This is a genomic window from Cupriavidus sp. H19C3, from assembly GCF_049393815.1.
GTDB lineage: Bacteria > Pseudomonadota > Gammaproteobacteria > Burkholderiales > Burkholderiaceae > Cupriavidus.
Map to the genome: position 1 here is coordinate 1,507,642 of NZ_CP184985.1, position 19,798 is coordinate 1,527,439.

General features: G+C 65.0%; 17 protein-coding genes and 4 tRNA genes. 10 read left to right on the forward strand and 11 right to left on the reverse strand.

The window, feature by feature from the left end:
* Positions 1-11 precede the first annotated feature (11 nt).
* Positions 12-1,994, reverse strand: coding sequence for an acetate--CoA ligase (gene acs, locus DFLDMN_RS06825; protein WP_423197715.1), 1,983 nt, complete (start codon positions 1,992-1,994; stop codon positions 12-14).
* Positions 1,995-2,359: 365 nt separating this feature from the next.
* Here acs and DFLDMN_RS06830 point away from each other — a divergent pair, with 365 nt between their 5' ends.
* From DFLDMN_RS06830 to murI, 4 genes are all read left to right on the forward strand, one after another.
* Complete coding sequence (locus DFLDMN_RS06830) at positions 2,360-3,268, forward strand: DMT family transporter (RefSeq protein WP_423197716.1); 909 nt, start codon at positions 2,360-2,362, stop codon at positions 3,266-3,268.
* Positions 3,269-3,358: 90 nt separating this feature from the next.
* A complete protein-coding gene (locus DFLDMN_RS06835) occupies positions 3,359-3,940 on the forward strand; it encodes a TIGR00645 family protein (RefSeq protein WP_423197717.1) in 582 nt (193 codons plus the stop codon).
* A gap of 139 nt (positions 3,941-4,079) precedes the next feature.
* Positions 4,080-5,603 carry a fumarate hydratase gene (locus DFLDMN_RS06840; RefSeq protein ID WP_423197718.1) on the forward strand — a complete coding sequence of 508 codons (1,524 nt, stop codon included), beginning with the start codon at positions 4,080-4,082 and terminating at the stop codon, positions 5,601-5,603.
* 135 nt (positions 5,604-5,738) lie between these two features.
* Entirely contained in the window at positions 5,739-6,557 is an 819-nt protein-coding gene (gene murI / locus DFLDMN_RS06845; protein ID WP_423197719.1) for a glutamate racemase, read from the forward strand.
* Positions 6,558-6,590: 33 nt separating this feature from the next.
* Here the strand turns inward: murI and DFLDMN_RS06850 are convergent, their stop codons facing one another.
* Positions 6,591-8,891 (reverse strand): AAA family ATPase, encoded by a 2,301-nt coding sequence (locus DFLDMN_RS06850; RefSeq protein ID WP_423197720.1) that lies wholly within the window; start codon positions 8,889-8,891, stop codon positions 6,591-6,593.
* A 414-nt stretch (positions 8,892-9,305) separates the two neighbouring features.
* Between DFLDMN_RS06850 and DFLDMN_RS06855 the strand changes: the two genes are divergently transcribed.
* The 4 genes from DFLDMN_RS06855 (at position 9,306) to DFLDMN_RS06870 (ending at position 11,796) form a co-directional block, all read left to right on the forward strand.
* On the forward strand, positions 9,306-9,968 hold the full coding sequence (locus DFLDMN_RS06855) for an energy transducer TonB (protein ID WP_423197721.1): 663 nt from the start codon (positions 9,306-9,308) through the stop codon (positions 9,966-9,968).
* A 49-nt stretch (positions 9,969-10,017) separates the two neighbouring features.
* Positions 10,018-10,749 (forward strand): MotA/TolQ/ExbB proton channel family protein, encoded by a 732-nt coding sequence (locus DFLDMN_RS06860; protein WP_423197722.1) that lies wholly within the window; start codon positions 10,018-10,020, stop codon positions 10,747-10,749.
* 29 nt (positions 10,750-10,778) lie between these two features.
* Positions 10,779-11,192 carry an ExbD/TolR family protein gene (locus tag DFLDMN_RS06865; RefSeq protein ID WP_423197723.1) on the forward strand — a complete coding sequence of 138 codons (414 nt, stop codon included), beginning with the start codon at positions 10,779-10,781 and terminating at the stop codon, positions 11,190-11,192.
* A gap of 268 nt (positions 11,193-11,460) precedes the next feature.
* Positions 11,461-11,796, forward strand: coding sequence for a hemin uptake protein HemP (locus DFLDMN_RS06870; RefSeq protein ID WP_423197724.1), 336 nt, complete (start codon positions 11,461-11,463; stop codon positions 11,794-11,796).
* A gap of 205 nt (positions 11,797-12,001) precedes the next feature.
* Here the strand turns inward: DFLDMN_RS06870 and DFLDMN_RS06875 are convergent, their stop codons facing one another.
* From DFLDMN_RS06875 to DFLDMN_RS06885, 3 genes are all read right to left on the reverse strand, one after another.
* Positions 12,002-12,409, reverse strand: a complete 408-nt coding sequence (locus tag DFLDMN_RS06875; protein WP_423197725.1) for a heme-binding protein — start codon at positions 12,407-12,409, stop codon at positions 12,002-12,004.
* A gap of 161 nt (positions 12,410-12,570) precedes the next feature.
* On the reverse strand, positions 12,571-12,828 hold the full coding sequence (locus tag DFLDMN_RS06880) for a hypothetical protein (RefSeq protein WP_423197726.1): 258 nt from the start codon (positions 12,826-12,828) through the stop codon (positions 12,571-12,573).
* 296 nt (positions 12,829-13,124) lie between these two features.
* Entirely contained in the window at positions 13,125-13,439 is a 315-nt protein-coding gene (locus DFLDMN_RS06885; protein ID WP_423197727.1) for a hypothetical protein, read from the reverse strand.
* 174 nt (positions 13,440-13,613) lie between these two features.
* On the opposite strand from DFLDMN_RS06885, the gene DFLDMN_RS06890 reads away from it, so the two are divergent.
* Positions 13,614-13,700 (forward strand) — tRNA-Leu (locus DFLDMN_RS06890).
* A 165-nt stretch (positions 13,701-13,865) separates the two neighbouring features.
* Here DFLDMN_RS06890 and DFLDMN_RS06895 read toward each other — a convergent pair.
* Complete coding sequence (locus tag DFLDMN_RS06895) at positions 13,866-14,978, reverse strand: YeiH family protein (protein WP_423197728.1); 1,113 nt, start codon at positions 14,976-14,978, stop codon at positions 13,866-13,868.
* Between the two features lie 112 nt (positions 14,979-15,090).
* Here DFLDMN_RS06895 and DFLDMN_RS06900 point away from each other — a divergent pair, with 112 nt between their 5' ends.
* On the forward strand, positions 15,091-16,008 hold the full coding sequence (locus DFLDMN_RS06900; RefSeq protein ID WP_423197729.1) for a LysR family transcriptional regulator: 918 nt from the start codon (positions 15,091-15,093) through the stop codon (positions 16,006-16,008).
* Positions 16,009-16,105: 97 nt separating this feature from the next.
* On the opposite strand, the gene DFLDMN_RS06905 is transcribed toward DFLDMN_RS06900, so the two are convergent.
* The 5 genes from DFLDMN_RS06905 to uvrC form a co-directional block, all read right to left on the reverse strand.
* Positions 16,106-16,179 (reverse strand) — tRNA-Cys (locus tag DFLDMN_RS06905).
* Positions 16,180-16,439: 260 nt separating this feature from the next.
* Positions 16,440-16,515 (reverse strand) — tRNA-Gly (locus tag DFLDMN_RS06910).
* Between the two features lie 75 nt (positions 16,516-16,590).
* Positions 16,591-16,666: transfer RNA gene (locus DFLDMN_RS06915), tRNA-Gly, on the reverse strand.
* A 179-nt stretch (positions 16,667-16,845) separates the two neighbouring features.
* A complete protein-coding gene (gene pgsA, locus DFLDMN_RS06920; protein WP_423197730.1) occupies positions 16,846-17,445 on the reverse strand; it encodes a CDP-diacylglycerol--glycerol-3-phosphate 3-phosphatidyltransferase in 600 nt (199 codons plus the stop codon).
* Positions 17,446-17,643: 198 nt separating this feature from the next.
* Positions 17,644-19,794, reverse strand: a complete 2,151-nt coding sequence (uvrC, locus tag DFLDMN_RS06925) for an excinuclease ABC subunit UvrC (RefSeq protein WP_423197731.1) — start codon at positions 19,792-19,794, stop codon at positions 17,644-17,646.
* Positions 19,795-19,798: the final 4 nt, after the last annotated feature.

Below are 19,798 nucleotides of genomic sequence, written 5' to 3' on the forward strand. Positions count from 1 at the left end.
GCGCCTGCCGGTTATTGCGCCTGCTTCAGCTGGTCGAGAATGGCGGGATTCTCCAGCGTGGAGGTGTCCTGCGTGATTTCCTCACCCTTGGCCAGCGAACGCAGCAAGCGGCGCATGATCTTGCCCGAGCGCGTCTTCGGCAGGTTGTCGCCAAAGCGGATGTCCTTGGGCTTGGCGATCGGACCGATTTCCTTGCCGACCCAGTTACGCAGATCGGCGGCGATCTTCGCGGCTTCCTCGCCCGACGGACGCGCGCGCTTGAGCACCACAAACGCGCAGATGGCCTCGCCCGTCATATCGTCCGGACGCCCCACCACGGCCGCCTCTGCCACCAGCGGGTTGGCCACCAGCGCCGATTCGATCTCCATGGTGCCCATGCGGTGACCCGACACGTTCAGCACATCGTCGATGCGGCCCATGATGGTGAAGTAGCCGGTGTCCTTGTCGCGGATCGAACCATCGCCGGCCAGATACAGCTTGCCCCCCAGTTCTTCCGGGAAGTAGCTCTTCTTGAAGCGCTCCGGATCGCCCCAGATGGTGCGGATCATCGCCGGCCACGGACGCTTGACGACCAGGATGCCGCCACTGCCGTTGGGCACGTCCTGTCCCGTTTCATCGACGATCGCCGCCATGATGCCCGGCAGCGGCAGCGTGCACGAGCCCGGCACCAGCGGCGTGGCGCCCGGCAGCGGCGTGATCATGTGCCCACCGGTTTCGGTCTGCCAGAACGTATCGACGATCGGGCAGCGCTCGCCGCCGATGTTCTTGTAGTACCACATCCATGCCTCGGGATTGATCGGCTCGCCCACCGTGCCGAGAATGCGCAGGCTCGACAGGTCGTACTGCCTGGGGTGGATTTTCTCGTCGGCCTCGGCGGCCTTGATCAGCGAACGGATGGCGGTCGGCGCGGTGTAGAAGATCGACACCTTGTGACGCTGGATCATGTCCCAGAAGCGGCCCGCGTTCGGGAACGTCGGCACGCCCTCGAACACCACCTGCGTGGCGCCGGCCGCCAGCGGGCCGTAAGCGATATAGGTATGGCCGGTGACCCAGCCGATATCGGCGGTACACCAGAACAGGTCATCGGGCTTGATGTCGAACGTCCAGCGCATCGTCATCAGCGCCCACAGCAAGTAGCCGCCGGTGCTGTGCTGCACGCCTTTGGGCTTGCCGGTGGAACCCGAGGTGTAGAGCACGAACAGCGGATGCTCGGCATCGACCGGCTCGGCCTCGCACATGTCCGGCTGGCCGGCGGAGACATCTTCCATCCAGCGGTCGCGGCCTTCGGTCCAGCCCACCTTGCCACCGGTGCGGCGATACACCACGACATGCTTGACCGCCTCGCAGCCGCCCAGCGCCAGCGCCTCGTCGGCGATTGCCTTCAGCGGCAGCGCCTTGCCGCCGCGCATCTGTTCGTCGGCCGTGATCAGCGCCACCGCGCCCACATCCACCAGCCGTTCCTGCAGGGACTTGGCCGAAAAGCCGCCGAACACCACCGAGTGCGTGGCGCCGATGCGCGCGCAGGCCTGCATGGCCACCACGCCCTCGACGGACATCGGCATATAGATGACGACGCGATCGCCCTTGCGGATGCCGAGCGCCTTCAGGCCATTGGCAAAGCGCGACACGCGCGCGAGCAGTTCCTTGTAGCTGACGCGGCTGACCGCGCCGTCGTCGGCTTCGAACACGATGGCGGTCTTGTCGCCATTGCCCTTCTCGATATTGCGCTCGAGGCAGTTGTACGAGGCATTGATCTGGCCGTCCTCGAACCACTTGTAGAACGGCGCATTGCTTTCGTTCAGCACCTTGTTGAACGGCTTGTGCCAGTGCAGCAGTTCACGCGCGTGGCGCGCCCAGAATCCCTCATAGTCGCGCGCGGCTTCGTCGCACAGCGCCTGGTAGGCCTCCATGCTCGGAATCGACGCCGTCTTGGCAAGCGATTCGGGAGGATTGAAAACGCGATGCTCCTGCATCACCGACTCGATAGCGGACATGAGGTGTCTCCTGTATGGATGGAATCCTTTTGGCTGCAAGGTACGCCCGGCGCCTTACTCAAACCTGACGGTTCTCCCGCATGGCAGCCCCGGGGTCGGCCGCCCCCAATCACAGCGTCACCGGCGGGTAGCGCGGGGATGGCGCGGGCGCAGGGATGGCGCGAGGACAGCCCTTGACATGCTGCATCGCAACAGAAGCGGGCCGGGCGCGCATGTGCAGTCGGCTCCATTAGGCTAGCACAGCTATAATGCCGCGAGCCACCCGTCATGGCCCGCCCGCGTCTTCCGGCGTCCTCCCGGGGGCCTTCCGGCGTCCTTCCAGCACGGTTCCGGCACCCTTCCAGCGCCTGCCATACTTCCCGCCCGTGTCCTTCCACGCCCTCCTCCTGATCGCCGCCATGGCCCTGGTCGGCAGCAATGTCGGGCTCGGCAAATCGATCATCGCCGAGGTGCCGGTCCTGCTGTTCGCACTGCTGCGCTTTGCTATCGCCGTGGCCTGCCTGGCGCCGTGGTACCGCCCCGCGCGCATGCGCCGGGTCGCGCGCGCGGAATGGCGCAACCTGTTCCTGATGGCGTTCTTCGGCACGTTCGGCTTCACGCTGCTCATGCTCGGCGGGGTTCGCCTGACCAGTGCGATGGCGGCCGGCGTGATCACCAGCACCATTCCCGCCACCGTCGCCATCCTGTCCTGGCTGCTGCTGCGGGAGCATCTGTCCCGCCGCACCGTCGCGTCCGTGCTGCTGGCGGTAGCCGGCATCGCGGTGCTCAATGTCGCGCGCGGTGGGGAGGGCACCGGCGGCAGCGGCGACCATGCCTTCGCCGGCAACCTGATGATCCTTGGTGCCGTGGTCTGCGAATCGATCTACGTCATCCTCTCGCGCCGGCTCTCGCAGACGCTCGCAGCCATCGAGATCTGCGCCTATACGCACCTGATCGGCGGCCTGCTTATGCTGCCGCTCGGCATTGCACCACTATTGACCTTCGATGCCGGCAGCGTCTCGCCGCATGTCTGGCTGCAACTGGTCTGGTACGCGCTGTCGGCCAGCATCTTCTCGTTCTGGCTGTGGATGAAAGGCATCCGCCATGTGCCGGCACAACTGGCGGGCGTGTTCACCTCGGTGCTGCCGGTGGCGGCCGCCGCGTATGGCATCGCGTTTCTCGGCGAGCGCCCCGGGTGGGCACACGGTGTCGCACTGGCCTGCGTGCTCGCGGGCATCGCGCTGGCCAGCTGGCCGGGGTCGCTGGCGCGACGCTCGCTCACGGAGACCCGTTAGCGTTTTGTCACACCAAAACGGTTCCATGCGTTGGGCATGACGGTACAATCGGCGGCGCTTTTGAATGTCTGCCATCCAACCCATCATCCCATGGCCCACGATCCATCGCGTTCCAGCTCGCACTTCCCGAACCCTTCCGGTCCCGCGCGCCTGCGCCCCATCCCCAGCATCATCTTTGCCTCGCGCTGGCTGCAGTTGCCGCTCTACCTCGGCCTGATCGTCGCGCAAGGCGTCTACGTCTATCACTTCCTGGTGGAGGTCTGGCACCTGCTGTCGCACGTCACCACCTACGATGAAACCAAGATCATGCTGGTGGTACTTGGCCTGATCGATGTGGTGATGATCTCCAACCTGCTGATCATGGTCATCGTCGGCGGCTACGAGACCTTTGTCTCGCGCCTTGGCATCGACAATCACCCCGACGAACCCGAATGGCTCGATCACGTCAACGCCGGCGTGCTCAAGGTCAAGCTGTCGATGGCGCTGATCGGCATCTCCTCGATCCACCTGCTCAAGACCTTTATCGATGCGGACCAGCGCAGCGAACACGCCATCATGTGGCAGGTGATCATCCACGTGGCCTTCCTGGCCTCCGCGCTGGCCATGGCCCTGGTGGATCGCATGGTGACGCATCCCAAGCCGGCCCCGGAGATCGTCCGGCCGGACCACTGAAACCCCGCCGGGGCGCCATGTCGCCCCGAGCCGACACAGGCGCCCGTGCGACTGTGGACGCCTGTATGCAAACCCGCAGGCGTCGCCGGCACGGTGTATCATCCCGGGCTGTGTTTCATCGCTGCCCCTCCCCCACAAAATGACAGTCATCAAGCAAGAAGACCTCATCCAGAGCGTCGCCGACTCCCTGCAGTACATCAGCTATTACCATCCGATGGACTACATCACCAGCCTGGGCCGTGCCTATGAGCTGGAGCAGAGTCCGGCCGCCAAGGATGCGATCGCGCAGATCCTGACCAACAGCCGCATGTGCGCCGAAGGCAAGCGTCCGCTGTGCCAGGACACCGGTATTGTCACGATCTTCGTCAAGGTGGGGATGGACGTGCGCTGGGATGGCGCCACCATGGGCCTGACGGAAATGATCAACGAAGGCGTGCGCCGCGGCTATACGCACCCGGACAACGTGCTGCGCGCGTCGATCGTGAGCCCGCCCGAAGGCGGCCGCAAGAACACCAAGGACAACACCCCGGCCGTGATCCACTACGAAGTGGTACCCGGCAACACCGTGGACATCCAGGTGGCGGCCAAGGGCGGCGGCTCCGAGAACAAGTCCAAGTTCGTCATGCTGAACCCGTCCGACTCCATCGTCGACTGGGTACTCAAGACCGTGCCGACCATGGGCGCCGGCTGGTGCCCGCCCGGCATGCTGGGCATCGGCATTGGCGGCACCGCCGAAAAGGCCATGGTCATGGCCAAGGAAGCGCTGATGGACCCGATCGACATCCAGGACGTGATCGCACGCGGCCCCAAGGACTGGATCGAGGAAATGCGCGTCGAGCTCTATGAAAAGGTCAACGCGCTTGGCATCGGCGCCCAGGGCCTGGGCGGCCTGGCAACCGTGCTCGACGTCAAGATCATGGGCTATCCGACCCACGCGGCCTCCAAGCCCGTGGCGATGATCCCCAACTGCGCGGCCACCCGTCACGTGCACTTCACGCTCGACGGCAGCGGCCCGGCCAGGCTGGAAGCGCCGGACCTGTCGGCCTGGCCGAAGGTCGAGTGGGCGCCCAATACCGAAACCTCGAAGCGCGTCGACCTCAACACGCTCACGCCGGAAGAAGTCGCCTCGTGGAAGCCGGGCCAGACCCTGCTGCTGAACGGCAAGATGCTGACCGGCCGCGACGCCGCGCACAAGCGCATCGCCGACATGCTGGCCAAGGGCGAGAAGCTGCCGATCGACTTCACCAACCGCGTGATCTACTACGTCGGGCCGGTCGATCCGGTGCGTGACGAAGTGGTTGGCCCCGCCGGCCCGACCACCGCGACGCGCATGGACAAGTTCACCGAGACCATGCTGGCGCAGACCGGCCTGATCGCGATGATCGGCAAGGCAGAGCGCGGCCCGGTGGCGATCGAGGCCATCCAGAAGCACAAGTCGGCCTACCTGATGGCCGTGGGCGGCGCGGCGTACCTGGTCTCCAAGGCCATCCGCGGCGCCAAGGTGCTGGCCTTCGAAGACCTCGGCATGGAAGCCATTTACGAGTTCGACGTCAAGGACATGCCGGTGACGGTGGCCGTGGACAGCTCGGGCACCTCGGTCCACAAGACCGGCCCGGCCGAATGGCAGGCCAAGATCGGCAAGATTCCGGTCGCCACGGCCTGATCTCGCCGAACCTGAGCGCCGAACCTGAGCGCCGATCCTGAGCGCCGGTAACACCTCTTCGCTGACCCGGTGTTATCGGCAGCGTCCCCCTCTCCCCGCACGGGAGAGGGACCTTGTCCCTCCGCCCATCCCCCGTTGAACCCCTTCCCCATCGGCGTTTTCGATTCCGGCCTCGGCGGCCTTTCCGTACTCCGGGAGATCCGCGCGCTGCTGCCGCGCGAGTCGTTGCTGTACTTCGCCGATTCGCGCTACGCCCCCTACGGCGAAAAACCCGAAGCGTTCGTCGAAGCGCGTACGCTGCAGGTCTGCCAATGGCTGGTGGACCAAGGCTGCAAGGCATTGGTGATTGCGTGCAATACGGCCACCATGCATGCGGTGCAGGCCGTGCGCGAGCGCTTTGCCACGCTGCCCGTGATCGGCGTGGAACCCGGTCTCAAACCGGCCGCGGCGGCCAGCCACAGCAAGGTGGTCGGCGTGCTGGCCACCGCCAATACGCTCAAGAGCGACAAGTTCAACCGCCTGTTGACGTCCTTGCGCAATGACAGCCGCTTTGTGTGCGAAGCCGGACTCGGCCTGGTGCCGTTGATCGAGCAAGGCGACGTCGACGGACCGGCGGTGCATGCGCGGCTTCAGGCCCTGCTGGCGCCCATGCTCGATGCAGGCGCCGATACGCTGGTGCTGGGCTGCACCCACTACCCGTTCCTCACCGACACCATTCGTGCGATGGTCGGCGACCGCCTTGCCATCATCGACACCGGCCAGGCGATTGCGCGCCAGCTCGCGCGCAAGCTCCGGGAATTCTCGCTGGAAGCGGCCGCTGACGCGGTGCCGCAAGACCGCTACGTGTCCACGCGCGATGCGGCCCACTTGCGCGCCATGGCGGCGGCGCTGCTTGCCGTCGATGCCGCGGCGGAGACCGTGGTCATCGAGCCGGCACCGATCGGCGCCCACTAGCGACCGAACCGCCTGCCACCGGGTTCGTCCGTATCACTGCATGAAGCCGAGCGGCCGGTGCTGCCGCACCTCAGGCTTGACCGCATGCTCCTGGCGCAACTGCGCGAGGAACTCGTCCGCCGTCAGCGCCTCGCCCAATACCACGCATTGCCGCTTGACCGTGGCAAAGTCGCCCGGCGTCAGGCAATCCATGGTCTGCAACGCGTGCCGGATGGCATCGGTGAGCCGAGTCGCGTCGCCTTCCAGCGCCTCGTCGACGAACATCGCCTCGCGCTGCGCCGGCTTGAGCGGCAGAAAGCGGATCTTGAAGGAGAACCGGCGCAGCGCCGCCTCGTCGATGCGATCGAACAGGTTGGTGGTACAGATGAAGATGCCGTTGAAGCGCTCCATGCCCTGCAGCATCTCGTTGACCTCGGACACCTCGTAGTTGCGCACCGCCTGCTGCCGGCTCTGCATGAAGCTGTCCGCCTCGTCGAGCAGCAGCACCGCGCCATCTTCCTCGGCGCGCGCGAACATCGCCGCGATCTGCTGCTCGGTTTCGCCCACGTATTTGCTCATCAGGTCGGACGCGCGGCGAATCATCAACGGCAGGTCGAGCGCCGCCGCAACATGCTCGGCGAGCGCGGTCTTGCCGGTGCCGGGCGGTCCGTAGAAGCACAGCGTGCCGCGCCGGCGCGCGCCAAGAGCCTGGATGATCTTGTCGACAGCATAGCGCGTCTCAAGATGAAGATTGTCGAGCCGATAATGCGTGACCACTGGCCGCGCCTCGGCCTCGGGCCGCAGCCCCATCGCGCGGTCGGCGTGCTCGAGCTGCCGCAGGATCAGCGCTTCGACCGGCTCCTCCACATCGGGCCGCGCCAGTTCCACGAAGCGCGCCGCCGATTGCACCTGCGCCGGCGTCAGCGTCTTGCGCGCGGCCAGCCCGGCGATAAACGCATCGCTGACATCGAGACCGCCGAGGTGCTTGCGAATGATGTTCTCGCGCACGAGCGGCGGCGGGATCTTCAGTTCGAGGTGGAACTGGAAGCGCCGCAGATATGCGGGATCGATCTGCCGGATCGAATTCGAGATCCAGATCACCGGCACCGGATTCTGCTCCAGCGTCTGGTTGACCCAGGCCTTGCCATTGACCGAAGCGCGCGTGTCCTCCTGCCCGAACAGGCTCATCAGCTCGCGTGCGCTGCCGGGAAACACGTCTTCCACTTCGTCGAACAGCAGCGCCGTGCGCGGCCGTCCGCGCAGAAAGGCTTGCGACACCTGCAGCGAACGATAGCGGTCCTTGCCGGACAGGCTGTTGCCGTCGCGGTCGAAGCAATCCACTTCGTACAGCTCGCAGCCCGCCTCGCGCGCGAGCAGCCGCGCGAATTCGGTCTTGCCGGTGCCCGGCGGACCGTAGATCAGCACATTCACGCCGGACGCATGCTGGCGCGTGGCATTGCCCAGCAGCGCGGTCAGATAGCGCGCATCGGTTTCCACATGGGGATAGTCGCCAGTGCCGAGCGTCGGCGGCGCGGCGGGTCGCGTGAACACCGCCATCATCTCTGCCTCGTTGGCATAGTTGCCGAGCAGCACGTGCAGCAGACGGTCCGACAGCCGCATGAGGTCGCCCAGGTCGGTGACGCTGTTCTCGGGCAGCGGCTGCTCGATCAGGTTCAGCGTTTCCAGCCGCGAGCCTGGCCGCAACGACAGTGCCACATCGGCCGCGCTTGCGCCGGTCAGCCCGGCCAGGATCTGGAACGCCTCCTGACTATGCGCCACCTTGCAGTCGACCATCACCGCGCGCAGGTCGCGCTTGTACTTGGCGAGTGCGGCATAAAGTAGCAGCTTGCGTTCGTGGTCGGGCAGGTTGAGCACATGGCTCAGCATGTCGATGTTGCGGACCAGCAGCACGCGCTCGCCCTGCAGGCGCGAGGCAATCGCCGCCGCGGATGCGTCAAACACGGCGAACATGTCCTTGGCATGGTGCTTGACGTACTCGTCGAGGTAATAGAACAGCGCGCTTTCGTCGAACGCGCTGTTCCACTGGCCATGGCGCTCGAGAAACTCTTCCGGGGTCAGGCGCGCGGCGCCCTTCCAGGCCGGCATGTCGGCGCAACGGGCCGAGAGGAAGCGCTGCACGCGCAGCACCACGCCATAGGGCCACACCATCTCCTGCGCGCTGACGGTAAGCACGTCGTTGATGTTGCTCCGCAGGTTGAAGCGCGGACCGAGCGCGCACACCACACGCAGTGCGAACTGGGCACACATCCAGTCGAGGGCAGAACTCGAGGTGAGGCCAGTCGCGGCACGGAGCAGCGTGGAGCGGTCGTCTTCAGCAAAACGTGTGAAGTCCATGACAGATCCCTTCGCACAAGGCGGCCGGCCAGACGACGCCCGCCACGTCCTGCCTGCCGCTGGTTCTCTCGCCGTTTCTGTTAATCCTAGCGCGCTTTGCGGCCGACGGGGCATCGGCGACAACCCGTGGATGCGGTCCTGGCCACCACCACCGTCAGCGCCGGGCAGGTATCAGGCTTCGCACGACCACCGTGGCGTTGCACAATGCGCAACAAATAAGAATCATTATCGTTTATACTCCGGCACTGATAACGCTGCCCCCAGAGTGGCGCCTCCCGTCGGGATAACCGTTTCTAGGATGCGTTTATCATGGAACTCCTGCTTAGCCTTCTGGTAGGTTGTGGCATCTCGCTGATCCTGTTCTATCGCAAGTGATTGCGGCGGACTCGCTCTGTCCACCTCGTTGTCCCTCTCATGTTCGATCAACGCTTTTTCAAGATCACCGTTGCGGTCCTGCTGTTCCATGCCGGCCTGCTGTACCTGATCCAGAGCGGACTCGCACGCAAGATGACGGAAGCCGTCATTGCGCCCGAGATCATCGCCCGCATCATCCCGGTGGAACCGCCTCCCGCACCCAAGCCGCCCGAGCCGCCCAAGGCCAAGCCCGAAACGCCTACGCCGCCCAAGCCGGTCAAGGTGGTCACGCCGCGGCCGGCACCGCCCAAGCCGCAGCCGACGCCCGAGCCGGTGGCCTCCTTGCCGCCCTCGCCGACTGCGATCGAGGCGCCGCCCGCGCCGCCCGCACCGCCTGCTCCCGCGCCTGCGCCCGCACCGGCACCACCGGTCAACGCCGCGCCGCGCGCCGTCGGCATCGGCGAAATCCAATGTTCACAGCCGAGCCCGACCTATCCGCGCCAGTCGATTCGACTCAACGAGACCGGCACCACGATGGTCCGGGTGACGATCGACGAGGGCGGCCGTATCGCCAAGTCAAGCATCTCGTCGTCGAGTGGCTCGTCGCGCCTGGACGACGCCGCGCTCGAAGCGGTGCGCCGCATGCGCTGCCAGCCGTACACCGATAACGGGCGGCCGATCTCGGTCACGGCCGTGCAACCGATCAACTTTGTCTTGAACTAATCCAACGGATCTCCGGATCTTTCCATACACCGACTCATCAGGAACCACCATGCAGGACCTCGGACTCTCCCACCTCTGGTCGCAAGGCGATTTCGTCATGCGCGCGACTGCCATCATTCTGCTGATCATGTCGCTCTTGTCGTGGATCGTGATTCTCACCAAGGCGTGGGATCTGGTCCGCCTGAAGAAGATGGCGCACGGCGCCGAAAAGCGCTTCTGGCACTCGGACGAATTCGACCATGCGCTCGATACGCTGGGCTCCAACGACAGCAACCCGTTCCGCATGCTGGCCGTGACCGGCAAGGAAGCGACGCAACACCACCGCGCCAGCCAGCCGCAATTGCACGACGCGATGGGCATCTCCGACTGGCTGACCCGCTCGCTCAAGAGCTCGATCGACGAATCGGTCGCACGCATGCAATCGGGCCTGGCCGTGCTGGCATCGGTGGGTTCGACGGCACCGTTCGTCGGCCTGTTCGGCACGGTTTGGGGCATCTATCACGCCCTGATCGGGATTGGCGCGTCGGGTGTGCCAACCATCGACAAGGTGGCCGGCCCCGTGGGCGAGGCGCTGATCATGACGGCTTTCGGCCTCGCCGTGGCGATTCCCGCGGTGCTCGGCTACAACGCGCTGACGCGCGGCAACAAGTCGGTCATCTCCAAGCTCAACCGCTTTGCGCACGACCTGCACGCCTACTTCGTCTCGGGCGCGCGCATCCGCCCGAACGTGCGTAACGGGGCCGCCGACGACGGCTCCGTGCGCCTCGCCGTCAAGAACTGAGCCGGCGGCTCCGCAACCAGGAATTCATCATGGCATTCGGCACGCTCGAAGGGGACGATGACGAGGTAATGAGCGAGATCAACATGACGCCGCTGGTCGACGTCATGCTGGTGCTGCTGATCATCTTCATTATCACGATCCCCGTGATCAACCACGCGGTAAAGATCGACCTGCCGCGCGCAACCAACCAGCCCAACGACACCAAGCCGCAAAACATCAACGTCTCGATCGACGCGCAAGGCAAGGTGTTCTGGAATCAGCAGGAAGTCGACGACGCCGCGCTGGAGGCCAATATCGCCCAGGCCGCGCAACTGCAGCCGCAGCCGGAGCTGCACCTGCGTGCGGACCGCGACGTGCGCTACGAGCGCGTGGCCGAGGTCATGGCGGCGGCGCAGCACGGCGGCCTTGGCAAGATCGGCTTTATCACCGAGCCCAAGCACTGACCTGCAGACCGGCATGGCCGGTACGCGCTTGGCGACGACGAAGGGCATCCGACCGGATGCCCTTTTTTCATGAATTCATGGTTTCAATCGAACAAGCGTGTAAATGGTTGTGTCGTATCTTGTAATGATAACGGTTCTCATTTAAGATCCCTTCATCGCGCTTTCGGGCGCGGCCCACCAACCTGGCATCGATGCCGGGCAGCGCCGCCGTCGATCATCCGCATCGATCGCGTCGCCGCCAGCATCGGCCTTACGTCCGGAGAAGTCCATGAGCACCTTGAGCCTGCCGCTGCAGCAACCGCGCGAAGTCTCCCGCCGTCGCCTGTCGCTACGCCGCGTGGAGGTCGCCGCGCCCGCCTCGCAGCAAACCAGGCAGGATCGCCGCGAGCCGGCATCGGCGATGGCCTCGGTGCGCTCCGCCGTGGCCGCCCTGCCCGCCCGCCTGGAAGCGCTGATGCGCGCCGACGCACCGGCCGCGCAGACCGCGCCGGCGGTACCGCTGGAAACACTGATGCAGGGCGCGACCACACTGCCGATCCTGCATAACGGAGATGTCTACACGCTGCGCATCACGCGCTACGGCAAGCTGATCCTGACCAAATGACACGCGTGGTTCAGGCGAACCAGGCAGTCTGACCGACTTGTGGGGAACCACCTCCCAAAGAGGTGTTGAGGCTGAAGCGGTTCTGCCCCGTTGCACGGCGCGTGGCCGCCGCCGCTTTTTATTCGCACCCCGCGGGCATTGCGCCCGCGGGGTTTTTCATGCGTCGATGCCTGCCGCGCACGCATCCATGCCCATCAACCCGGCATCAAACGCCGAGCGCGGCGATGCCGGCGCGCGCGATCTGCGCGTCTTCGGTCGACTTCACGCCCGACACGCCGACTGCGCCCACCACCTGGCCGTTGACGACGATGGGCACGCCGCCTTCGAGCATGCCTTGCAGCGTCGGCGCCGTCATGAACGAGTAGCGGCCGTTGTTGATCATGTCTTCATAGATCTTCGACTCGCGGCGTCCGAGCGAGGCGGTGCGAGCCTTCTCCGTCGCGATATAGGCCGAGATCGGGGCCACGCCGTCGAGTCGCTGCATGGCGAGCGGATGGCCGCCGTCGTCGACGACAACGATCGTGACAGCCCAGTTATGAAGCTTGGCTTCGGCTTCCGCGGCCGCCATCACCTTCTTCACGTCGTCAGCCGTCATCACCGTTTTTTGCTGCATACCTCTCTCCTATGTATCGTCACAGTTCGAGGCCGCAGTATATCGTGCGACGCGCCCGCGTCCGGGGACAATGCGTCAACGGCCCACCTCCCCTCACGAACATCGCACAAAAAAATGGCCCGCCATGCAGGCGGGCCATCGGGATGCCAGCCGAGCCGCGCTCAGGCGCCGTCGGTGTACGGACTGCGCTGGTCGAGCACGCGCGCATTGTCGATAAACGGGTCGGCATTGTGCTTGCCGTCCGGCACATAGCCGTCGCGGTTCGAGATGCGTGCGCCGTCGGTATAGGCGTCGACACCGCTGCGGGCCCCGCCGGTATAAACGCTGCGATCGGGACCGGAAGCGGCCATGACGGATGCGGACGCGGCGCACATGGCGACGACAGCGGCGGCGGCGAAGATGCGTTGCTGGATGTTCATTTGGGAATCCTCTACGACTGTTCGTTGGTGACACGGCATCGTTGCAGTGCAGCAGCGATGTCACGAAGCCAGTGTAGGTGGAAACCCTGACCCCTTCGTGCGAAGTGATTGATCGATCAAATCAAAGAAATTGAGCAACGAAACGAGATGGGAACCCACACGCGGGCCCTGCCACCACGCCTTGTCAGTCGATGCCGACACGCCTTGGCGAGGGACCAGGCGCACCCAAAAAAAAGAGCCCCGCGAAGGGGCTCTCTCGATGTTGCCGGCGCTCGACTGACGCGCCGTCAGCGATATCAGTGATGGTGATGATGGCGACCGCGCCAGCCGGGGCCGTAGTAATAGCGCGGACCGCCGTAATAGCCGGGACCGTAGTACACCGGGGCCGGACGCACCACCACCGGTGGCGGGCCGTAGTACACCGGCGCGGGCGGCGCCACCACGACGGGTGGCGGCGGCGAATAGTAGACCGGTGCGGGCGGATAGTAGGCGGGGCCGCCAACCACGACGCCAGGAACGCCAATCGCCAGATCGACGTTCACACGGGCCATTGCAGCGCCAGACGCCAGCGCGGCGGCCACACCGAATGCTGCAAGGAACCAGCGTTTCATGATCGTGCCTCGTAAAGTGAGCTTTGATGATGACTATTTTAGCGGCGCCAGCATTTCCAGGTGCAACGGCAGGCGCGACATTGTTACCGCCCGTAACAGCCAGATCACTTTTGCACGATCGTGCGTCGTGCTTGCGGAGTCGCGGCGAAGCCACCACAATACCGGGCTTGCCATGCGGCCGTGGAGAAATTGGTAGACTCAGCAGACTTAAAATCTGCCGCCTTTCCAGGCTTACGGGTTCGAGTCCCGTCGGCCGCACCAGGCGCCGTGCCTTGCCCTCCCGCGGCATGAACAGCCCATGACACGGCGCCCGCCTGCCGGCATCGGCGAACATCGGTCGCCGACCTCAGCCTGCATCGGCATGAACCTGCATCGGCCGGCATCGGCCGGCATCAGGCGGCCTTAGCCACTCCCTCACTCCCCACCTCAGATCACCACCGCGCACAGCAGCGCGCCGCCCACCATCAGGAAGACGAACAGCACAGCGGCCAGACCCAATGGCCTGCGGCCGGCACGCAGCAGGTCGCCAATCCGGGTATGCAGACCGATCGCGAGCATGGCGCAGGCCAGCATCCAGTTATCGAGCGCGATCAGGCCCGGCTTCCACGCTTGCGGCACCAGCGCCGCCGAATTGATCGCCATCACCGCCACAAAGCCGAGCGCAAACCACGGCACCGCGCGCAGCATGGCACGCCAGTCGCGCTGCGCGCCGCCCTTGCCGGCATGATGCGCATCACCGGTGATCCCGCCGCGCGGCCACAGCGCCATGATCAGCAGCAGCGGGCCCAGGGCCAGCACACGTACCATCTTGGCGACCACCGCAGCATCGGCGGTGGTATCGCTGACCATCTTGCCGGCCGCGATCACCTGCGCCACCTCATGCAGCGTGGCACCCGTGAAGATCCCGAAAGTCCGTTCGGAAATCGCCAGGTGCCAGTGCTGGGTGGCCAACTCGTACAGCCACGGATAGAGCAGCATGCCGACCGTGCCGAACAGCACGACCGTGGCCACCGCCACCGCAGTCTGGCGATCGTCCGTGCGCACGACGGAAGACACCGCGATAGCCGCCGCCGCGCCGCACACCGCGCTGCCCGCGCTGACCAGGATTGCCTCGCGCCGGCTCAGCCCAAAAAAGGTCGAACCGATCCACGTGCCGAACAGCAGCGTCGCCACCAGCATCGTCAGCGGCACCACCACCCCCGCCATGCCAAGGGCTGCGATCGCCCCGAACGTCAGGCGCAGTCCATACAGCGCCACGCCGAGCCGCAGCAGATGATGCCGGGCCACCTGCATGCCGGGCGCCAGCGGCGCCAGCCAATGCTTCGGCAGCGTGTTGGCCGCTACCATGCCGGCGCACATGGCCAGGGTCAGCGCGCTAAGTCCGTATTGCGAGATGACCGGATGATCGGCCAGCGCCATTGCCAGCCACGCAATCCCCCCCAGCGGCAGGAGGGTCAGCAGGCGCATGCGCCAGAGTGCGAGGCCCGTCGGCGCGGCATGCGCGGTAACCACCGGGGAAGCAATCGGATTCGAGGACATGGCCGTGAGTGTTGTGTTTGGTATTGGCCAAGCGTAGTGATCGCCGCTCAATCAGTAAAACGGGTAATATCGGTATGCCTTAACTGATTTTTCGATTTACAGCCCCCGCAACATGGAACAGCGCCCTCTTCGCCTGACCCTGCGCCAGCTTTCGGTATTTGTCGCCGTGGCCCAGCACGGCAGCACCACCGCCGCGGCAGAGGCGCTTGCCATGTCGCAATCCGCGGTCAGCGCTTCGCTGGCCGAGCTCGAACGTGCACTCAATGGCCCGCTGTTCGACCGTGTGGCCCGACGCCTCAGCATCAACGAATCCGGACGGCAGTTCTTTCCGCGCGCCCTCTCGCTGCTCGACCAGGCCCACGAACTCGAACGGTTTGCCGCGCAGAGTGGCATCCAGTTGCGCATTGCCGCCAGCAATACGATTGGCAGCTATATCCTGCCGGCTTTGCTCGCCGGCTTTCGCAATGCGCAACCGGTGCCATGCACGCTCGATATGCGCATCGGCAATACGCGCGACGTGTTGCAGGCACTGCTGCAGTTCGAGGCCGATATCGGCCTGATCGAAGGCACGAGCCATGAGCGCGATCTGCGTGGTGTCCACTGGTGCGACGACGAAATGGTGGTGGTGGTGAGCCCCACCCACCCGCTCACGCTGGCCGCGCAGCGGCCCGAAACCTTGCACGACATGCTGCGCGAGGCAGACTGGATCGTGCGCGAGCCGGGCTCGGGCACGCGCGAGATCATCGAATCGCGCCTGGTGCCGCAACTCGGCATGCTGCGTTTTGCCTTGGAACTGGGCAATGCGGAAGCCATCAAGCGCGCCGTGATGAGCGGCTTTGGCGTCAGTTGCCTGTCGCTGCATGTGGTACGCGATGAGATCGCGCGCGGTCAGCTGGTGGCACTACGCGAGGGACTGCCGCGGGTGATACGGCCGTTGCAGTTGGTGGTGCACCAGGACAAGTTTCCCACGCAGGGACTGCTGGCATTTACCGAGTACCTGCGCGCCGCGGCACCGGGAATCGGTGCGTGACACCGCGAAGAATGTGACAAACAGCGCAACGAACGACGCGGCGCACAAAATAAAAACGGCGTCGCGAGTGCGACGCCGTTTTACTGAAGCGTGAAACTGGAGGCGGAGGTCGGAATCGAACCGGCGTACACGGCTTTGCAGGCCGCTGCATAACCACTCTGCCACCCCGCCAGGTGACTTGTTTTGCTTGGTGCCCTTGGTACGTTTTTGGTACGTTTTTGGTACGCTTGGTGCTGTCAGGACTATTTCCGCGAGAGCTCTTGTAAGAGCCATCGATTCTGCGATGCTGGATTGTAGCCCAATCGGTGTACCGCCCCGAGACAACCCAGCGACAGACCAGCCACAAACCAACGCCTGAACAGCGCTAAACCAACGCCAAACAACGTCAAACAACACCAAACAAAAAGGGAAGCGGTGCTTCCCTTTGGGACTGGAGCGGGAGACGAGTCTCGAACTCGCGACCTCAACCTTGGCAAGGTTGCGCTCTACCAACTGAGCTACTCCCGCGTACAACTTTTTACTGCTGCGCAACCGCTTCTGGTCAGCACTTTTGCGACCGGAAGCCATTGTGCCTCGATAACCTGGAGCGGGAGACGAGTCTCGAACTCGCGACCTCAACCTTGGCAAGGTTGCGCTCTACCAACTGAGCTACTCCCGCAGGGTCCTGCATACTACTGAAAAGCAGACAATCGCGCAATATCTTTTAATCACGCATCTTCTTGTCGGCTTTTGACGCTAAATGCTGTTTATCTTGCGATATTCGCTTGCGTCGTCAGCAGCGAGAACGAGATTATTGCAAAGATCGAACCGGCTCGTCAACAACTTTTTGCGCGATATTCACTTCTGCGCGCGTGCACTGCCGGTCATGCTGCTTCTCTCGCGAATCTGCGGCCACGCGAGCTTCATGTAATAGAACATCGACCACAACGTAAGCACCGCGGCGAGGTAGATCATCCAGCCGCCCAGCAACGATGCGTCGAAGCCGAATAGCGAATCGTGAAACAGCAGCAGCGGAATCGCGATCATCTGCACCGTGGTCTTGAGCTTGCCCAGGAAATTCACGGCCACGCTCTTGGAGGCGCCAATCTGGGCCATCCATTCGCGCAGCGCGGAGATCGTGATCTCGCGGCCGATGATGACCAGCGCAATCAGGTCCGCCACCCGCCCCAGCGCCAGCAGCGATAACAGCGCCGCCGTCACCATCAGCTTGTCGGCCACCGGATCGAGAAAGGCGCCGAACGCCGAGGTCTGGTTCCAGCGACGGGCCAGAAAACCATCGAGCCAGTCCGTGACCGCCGCCACGATGAAGAACGTGGCCGCCGTCACGTTCTTCATCTGCATCGGCATCCAGGCCTCCGGCAGGTAGTAGACCCCCACCACGAGAGGAATCATGGCGACGCGAAGCCAGGTCAGCAGGATGGGAATGTTCAATGGCATGGAGCAGAGGGCGACGGTGTCTCAGCCGGTTCGGTCAATGTGGAATGCCGCGATTGTCGCCGATTTCCGGTCAACCATGCCAATTTCGGCCCGGCCGGTGATCGGCCGGTGATCGGCCCGTGAATGCGCCGGTGAATGCGCCGGTGCAGCACCAGTGAGCGCGCCGTGACCACGCGGCGCCCCATCTCGCCGCAGCGGTCAGTGCAACTGGCGGTAGATTTCCTCGGCCAGGGTCCGTGAAATCCCCTCCACGCTGGCCAGTTCATCGACGCTTGCGGCCATCACGCCGCGCAACCCGCCAAAGCGGGTCAGCAGCTTCTGGCGCCGCCGCGCGCCCACGCCCTCGATCTCTTCGAGACGCGAGGTGGTACGTGCCTTGGCGCGCCGCGCGCGCATGCCCGTGATGGCAAAGCGGTGTGCCTCGTCGCGGATCTGCGCCACCAGCATCAGCGCCGCGCTGCCCTGCCCCAGCTCCAGCGACGGACGGCCATCGGCAAACACCAGCGTCTCGAGCCCGACCTTGCGCCCTTCGCCCTTGGCCACGCCTACCAGCATGCCGATATCGAGTCCGAGCTCCTCGAACACCTGGCGCGCGACCTCCACCTGCCCCTTGCCGCCATCGATCAGCACGATGCGGGGCATGCGCGGCACGCCCTCGCCTCCGCCCGCGGCCCCACCGGCGCCCTCGTTACCGCCCTCGTTGCCACTTTCGTCGCCACGCTTGCCGGCACTTCCCGCCGTGGGCTCTCCGCCCGCTTCCTGCATCTGCTCCACCAGCTTCTGGTACCGCCGCGTCAACACCTGCCGCATCGCCGCGTAGTCGTCGCCAGGCGTGATATCGGCGATGTTGTAGCGCCGGTATTCGCCGTTCTGCATCTCGTGATGGTGGAATACCACACACGAGGCCTGCGTCGCCTCGCCAGCGGTATGGCTGATATCGAAGCACTCGATGCGCAGCATGGCGAGGTCCTCGAGGTCGAGGCCGATGGTCTCCGCCAGCGCGCGCGTGCGCGCCTGCTGACTGCCCTGCTCGGCCAGCCGCCGCGACAACGCCAGCGCGGCGCCCTGTTGCGCCATTTCCAGCCACGCGCGGCGCTGGCCCTGCGGCTGCCGCACGAGCGCGATCCTGCGCCCCGCCTGCATCGACAGCGCTTCCACCACGGCGCCATCCGCGGGCAGATGGCTGACCACGATGATCGGCGGCGCGCTCTGGTCGAGATAATGCTGAATCATGAAGGCCGACAGCACGCGCGCGGCAATCTGGTCGACCGTGGCTGCGGTCTGCGGCGCGGCCGCTTCCCCCTCGCCACCGCCTTCCCCCTCCTCGCCGTCTTCCACGATCATCGCCGCTTCCTCGACGTGCGCGGGGAAATACGCCTTGTCGCCCAGATGCCGGCCGCCCCGCACCATCGCGAGGTTGACGCAGGCGCGTCCGCCCTCCACCGCCACCGCGAGGATGTCGATATCGCGCGCCTGCCCTACTTCCTCCACGGCCTGGCGCTTGAGCACCGTGGACAGTGCCGCAATCTGGTCGCGCACCGCCGCTGCCTGCTCGAATTCAAGCCGGCCCGAATGCGCCTCCATCTTGTCCTGCAGGCCGGCCAGCACCTCGTTCTCCCGCCCTTGCAGGAAGCGCGCAGCGTTGCCCACGTCGCGCGCGTAATCCTCTTCGTTGATGGCTCCCACGCATGGCGCCGTGCAACGGTGAATCTGGTGCAGCAGACACGGGCGCGTGCGGTTGTTGAAGACCGTGTCCTCGCACGTGCGTAACTGGAACACCTTCTGCAGGATCTGCATGCTTTCGCGCACCGCATACGCGCTCGGGAACGGGCCGAAGTACTGGTGCTTGCGATCGGTCGCGCCACGGTAATACGCCATGCGCGGAAAGCGATGCCCGGTCAGCTTGAGAAACGGATACGACTTGTCGTCGCGGAACAGGATGTTGTACCGCGGCGCAAGCGCCTTGATCAGGTTGTTCTCGAGCAGCAGCGCCTCGGCCTCGGTGCGCACCACGGTCGTCTCGATGCGCGCGATCTTGCCGACCATCATCGCGATGCGCGGCGATAACTGCGTCTTGTTGAAATAGCTCGAAACCCGCTTCTTCAGATCGCGCGCCTTGCCGACGTAGAGCACATTGCCATCGGCATCGAAATAGCGATAGACGCCCGGCAATCCGGGCAGGCGCGCGATGACCGGACGCGCATCGAATGCGGGCGGCGCCTCGGGCTGACCGTCCTCCGCGGGCGATACAGGCGATACAGGCGATACAGGCGATGCCGACACAGCCGGCGATGGCGCCGGCACGGGGGCAAGGGGGTCGACGGGCGTGGCGGGATCCTGCTCGGGCATCAGT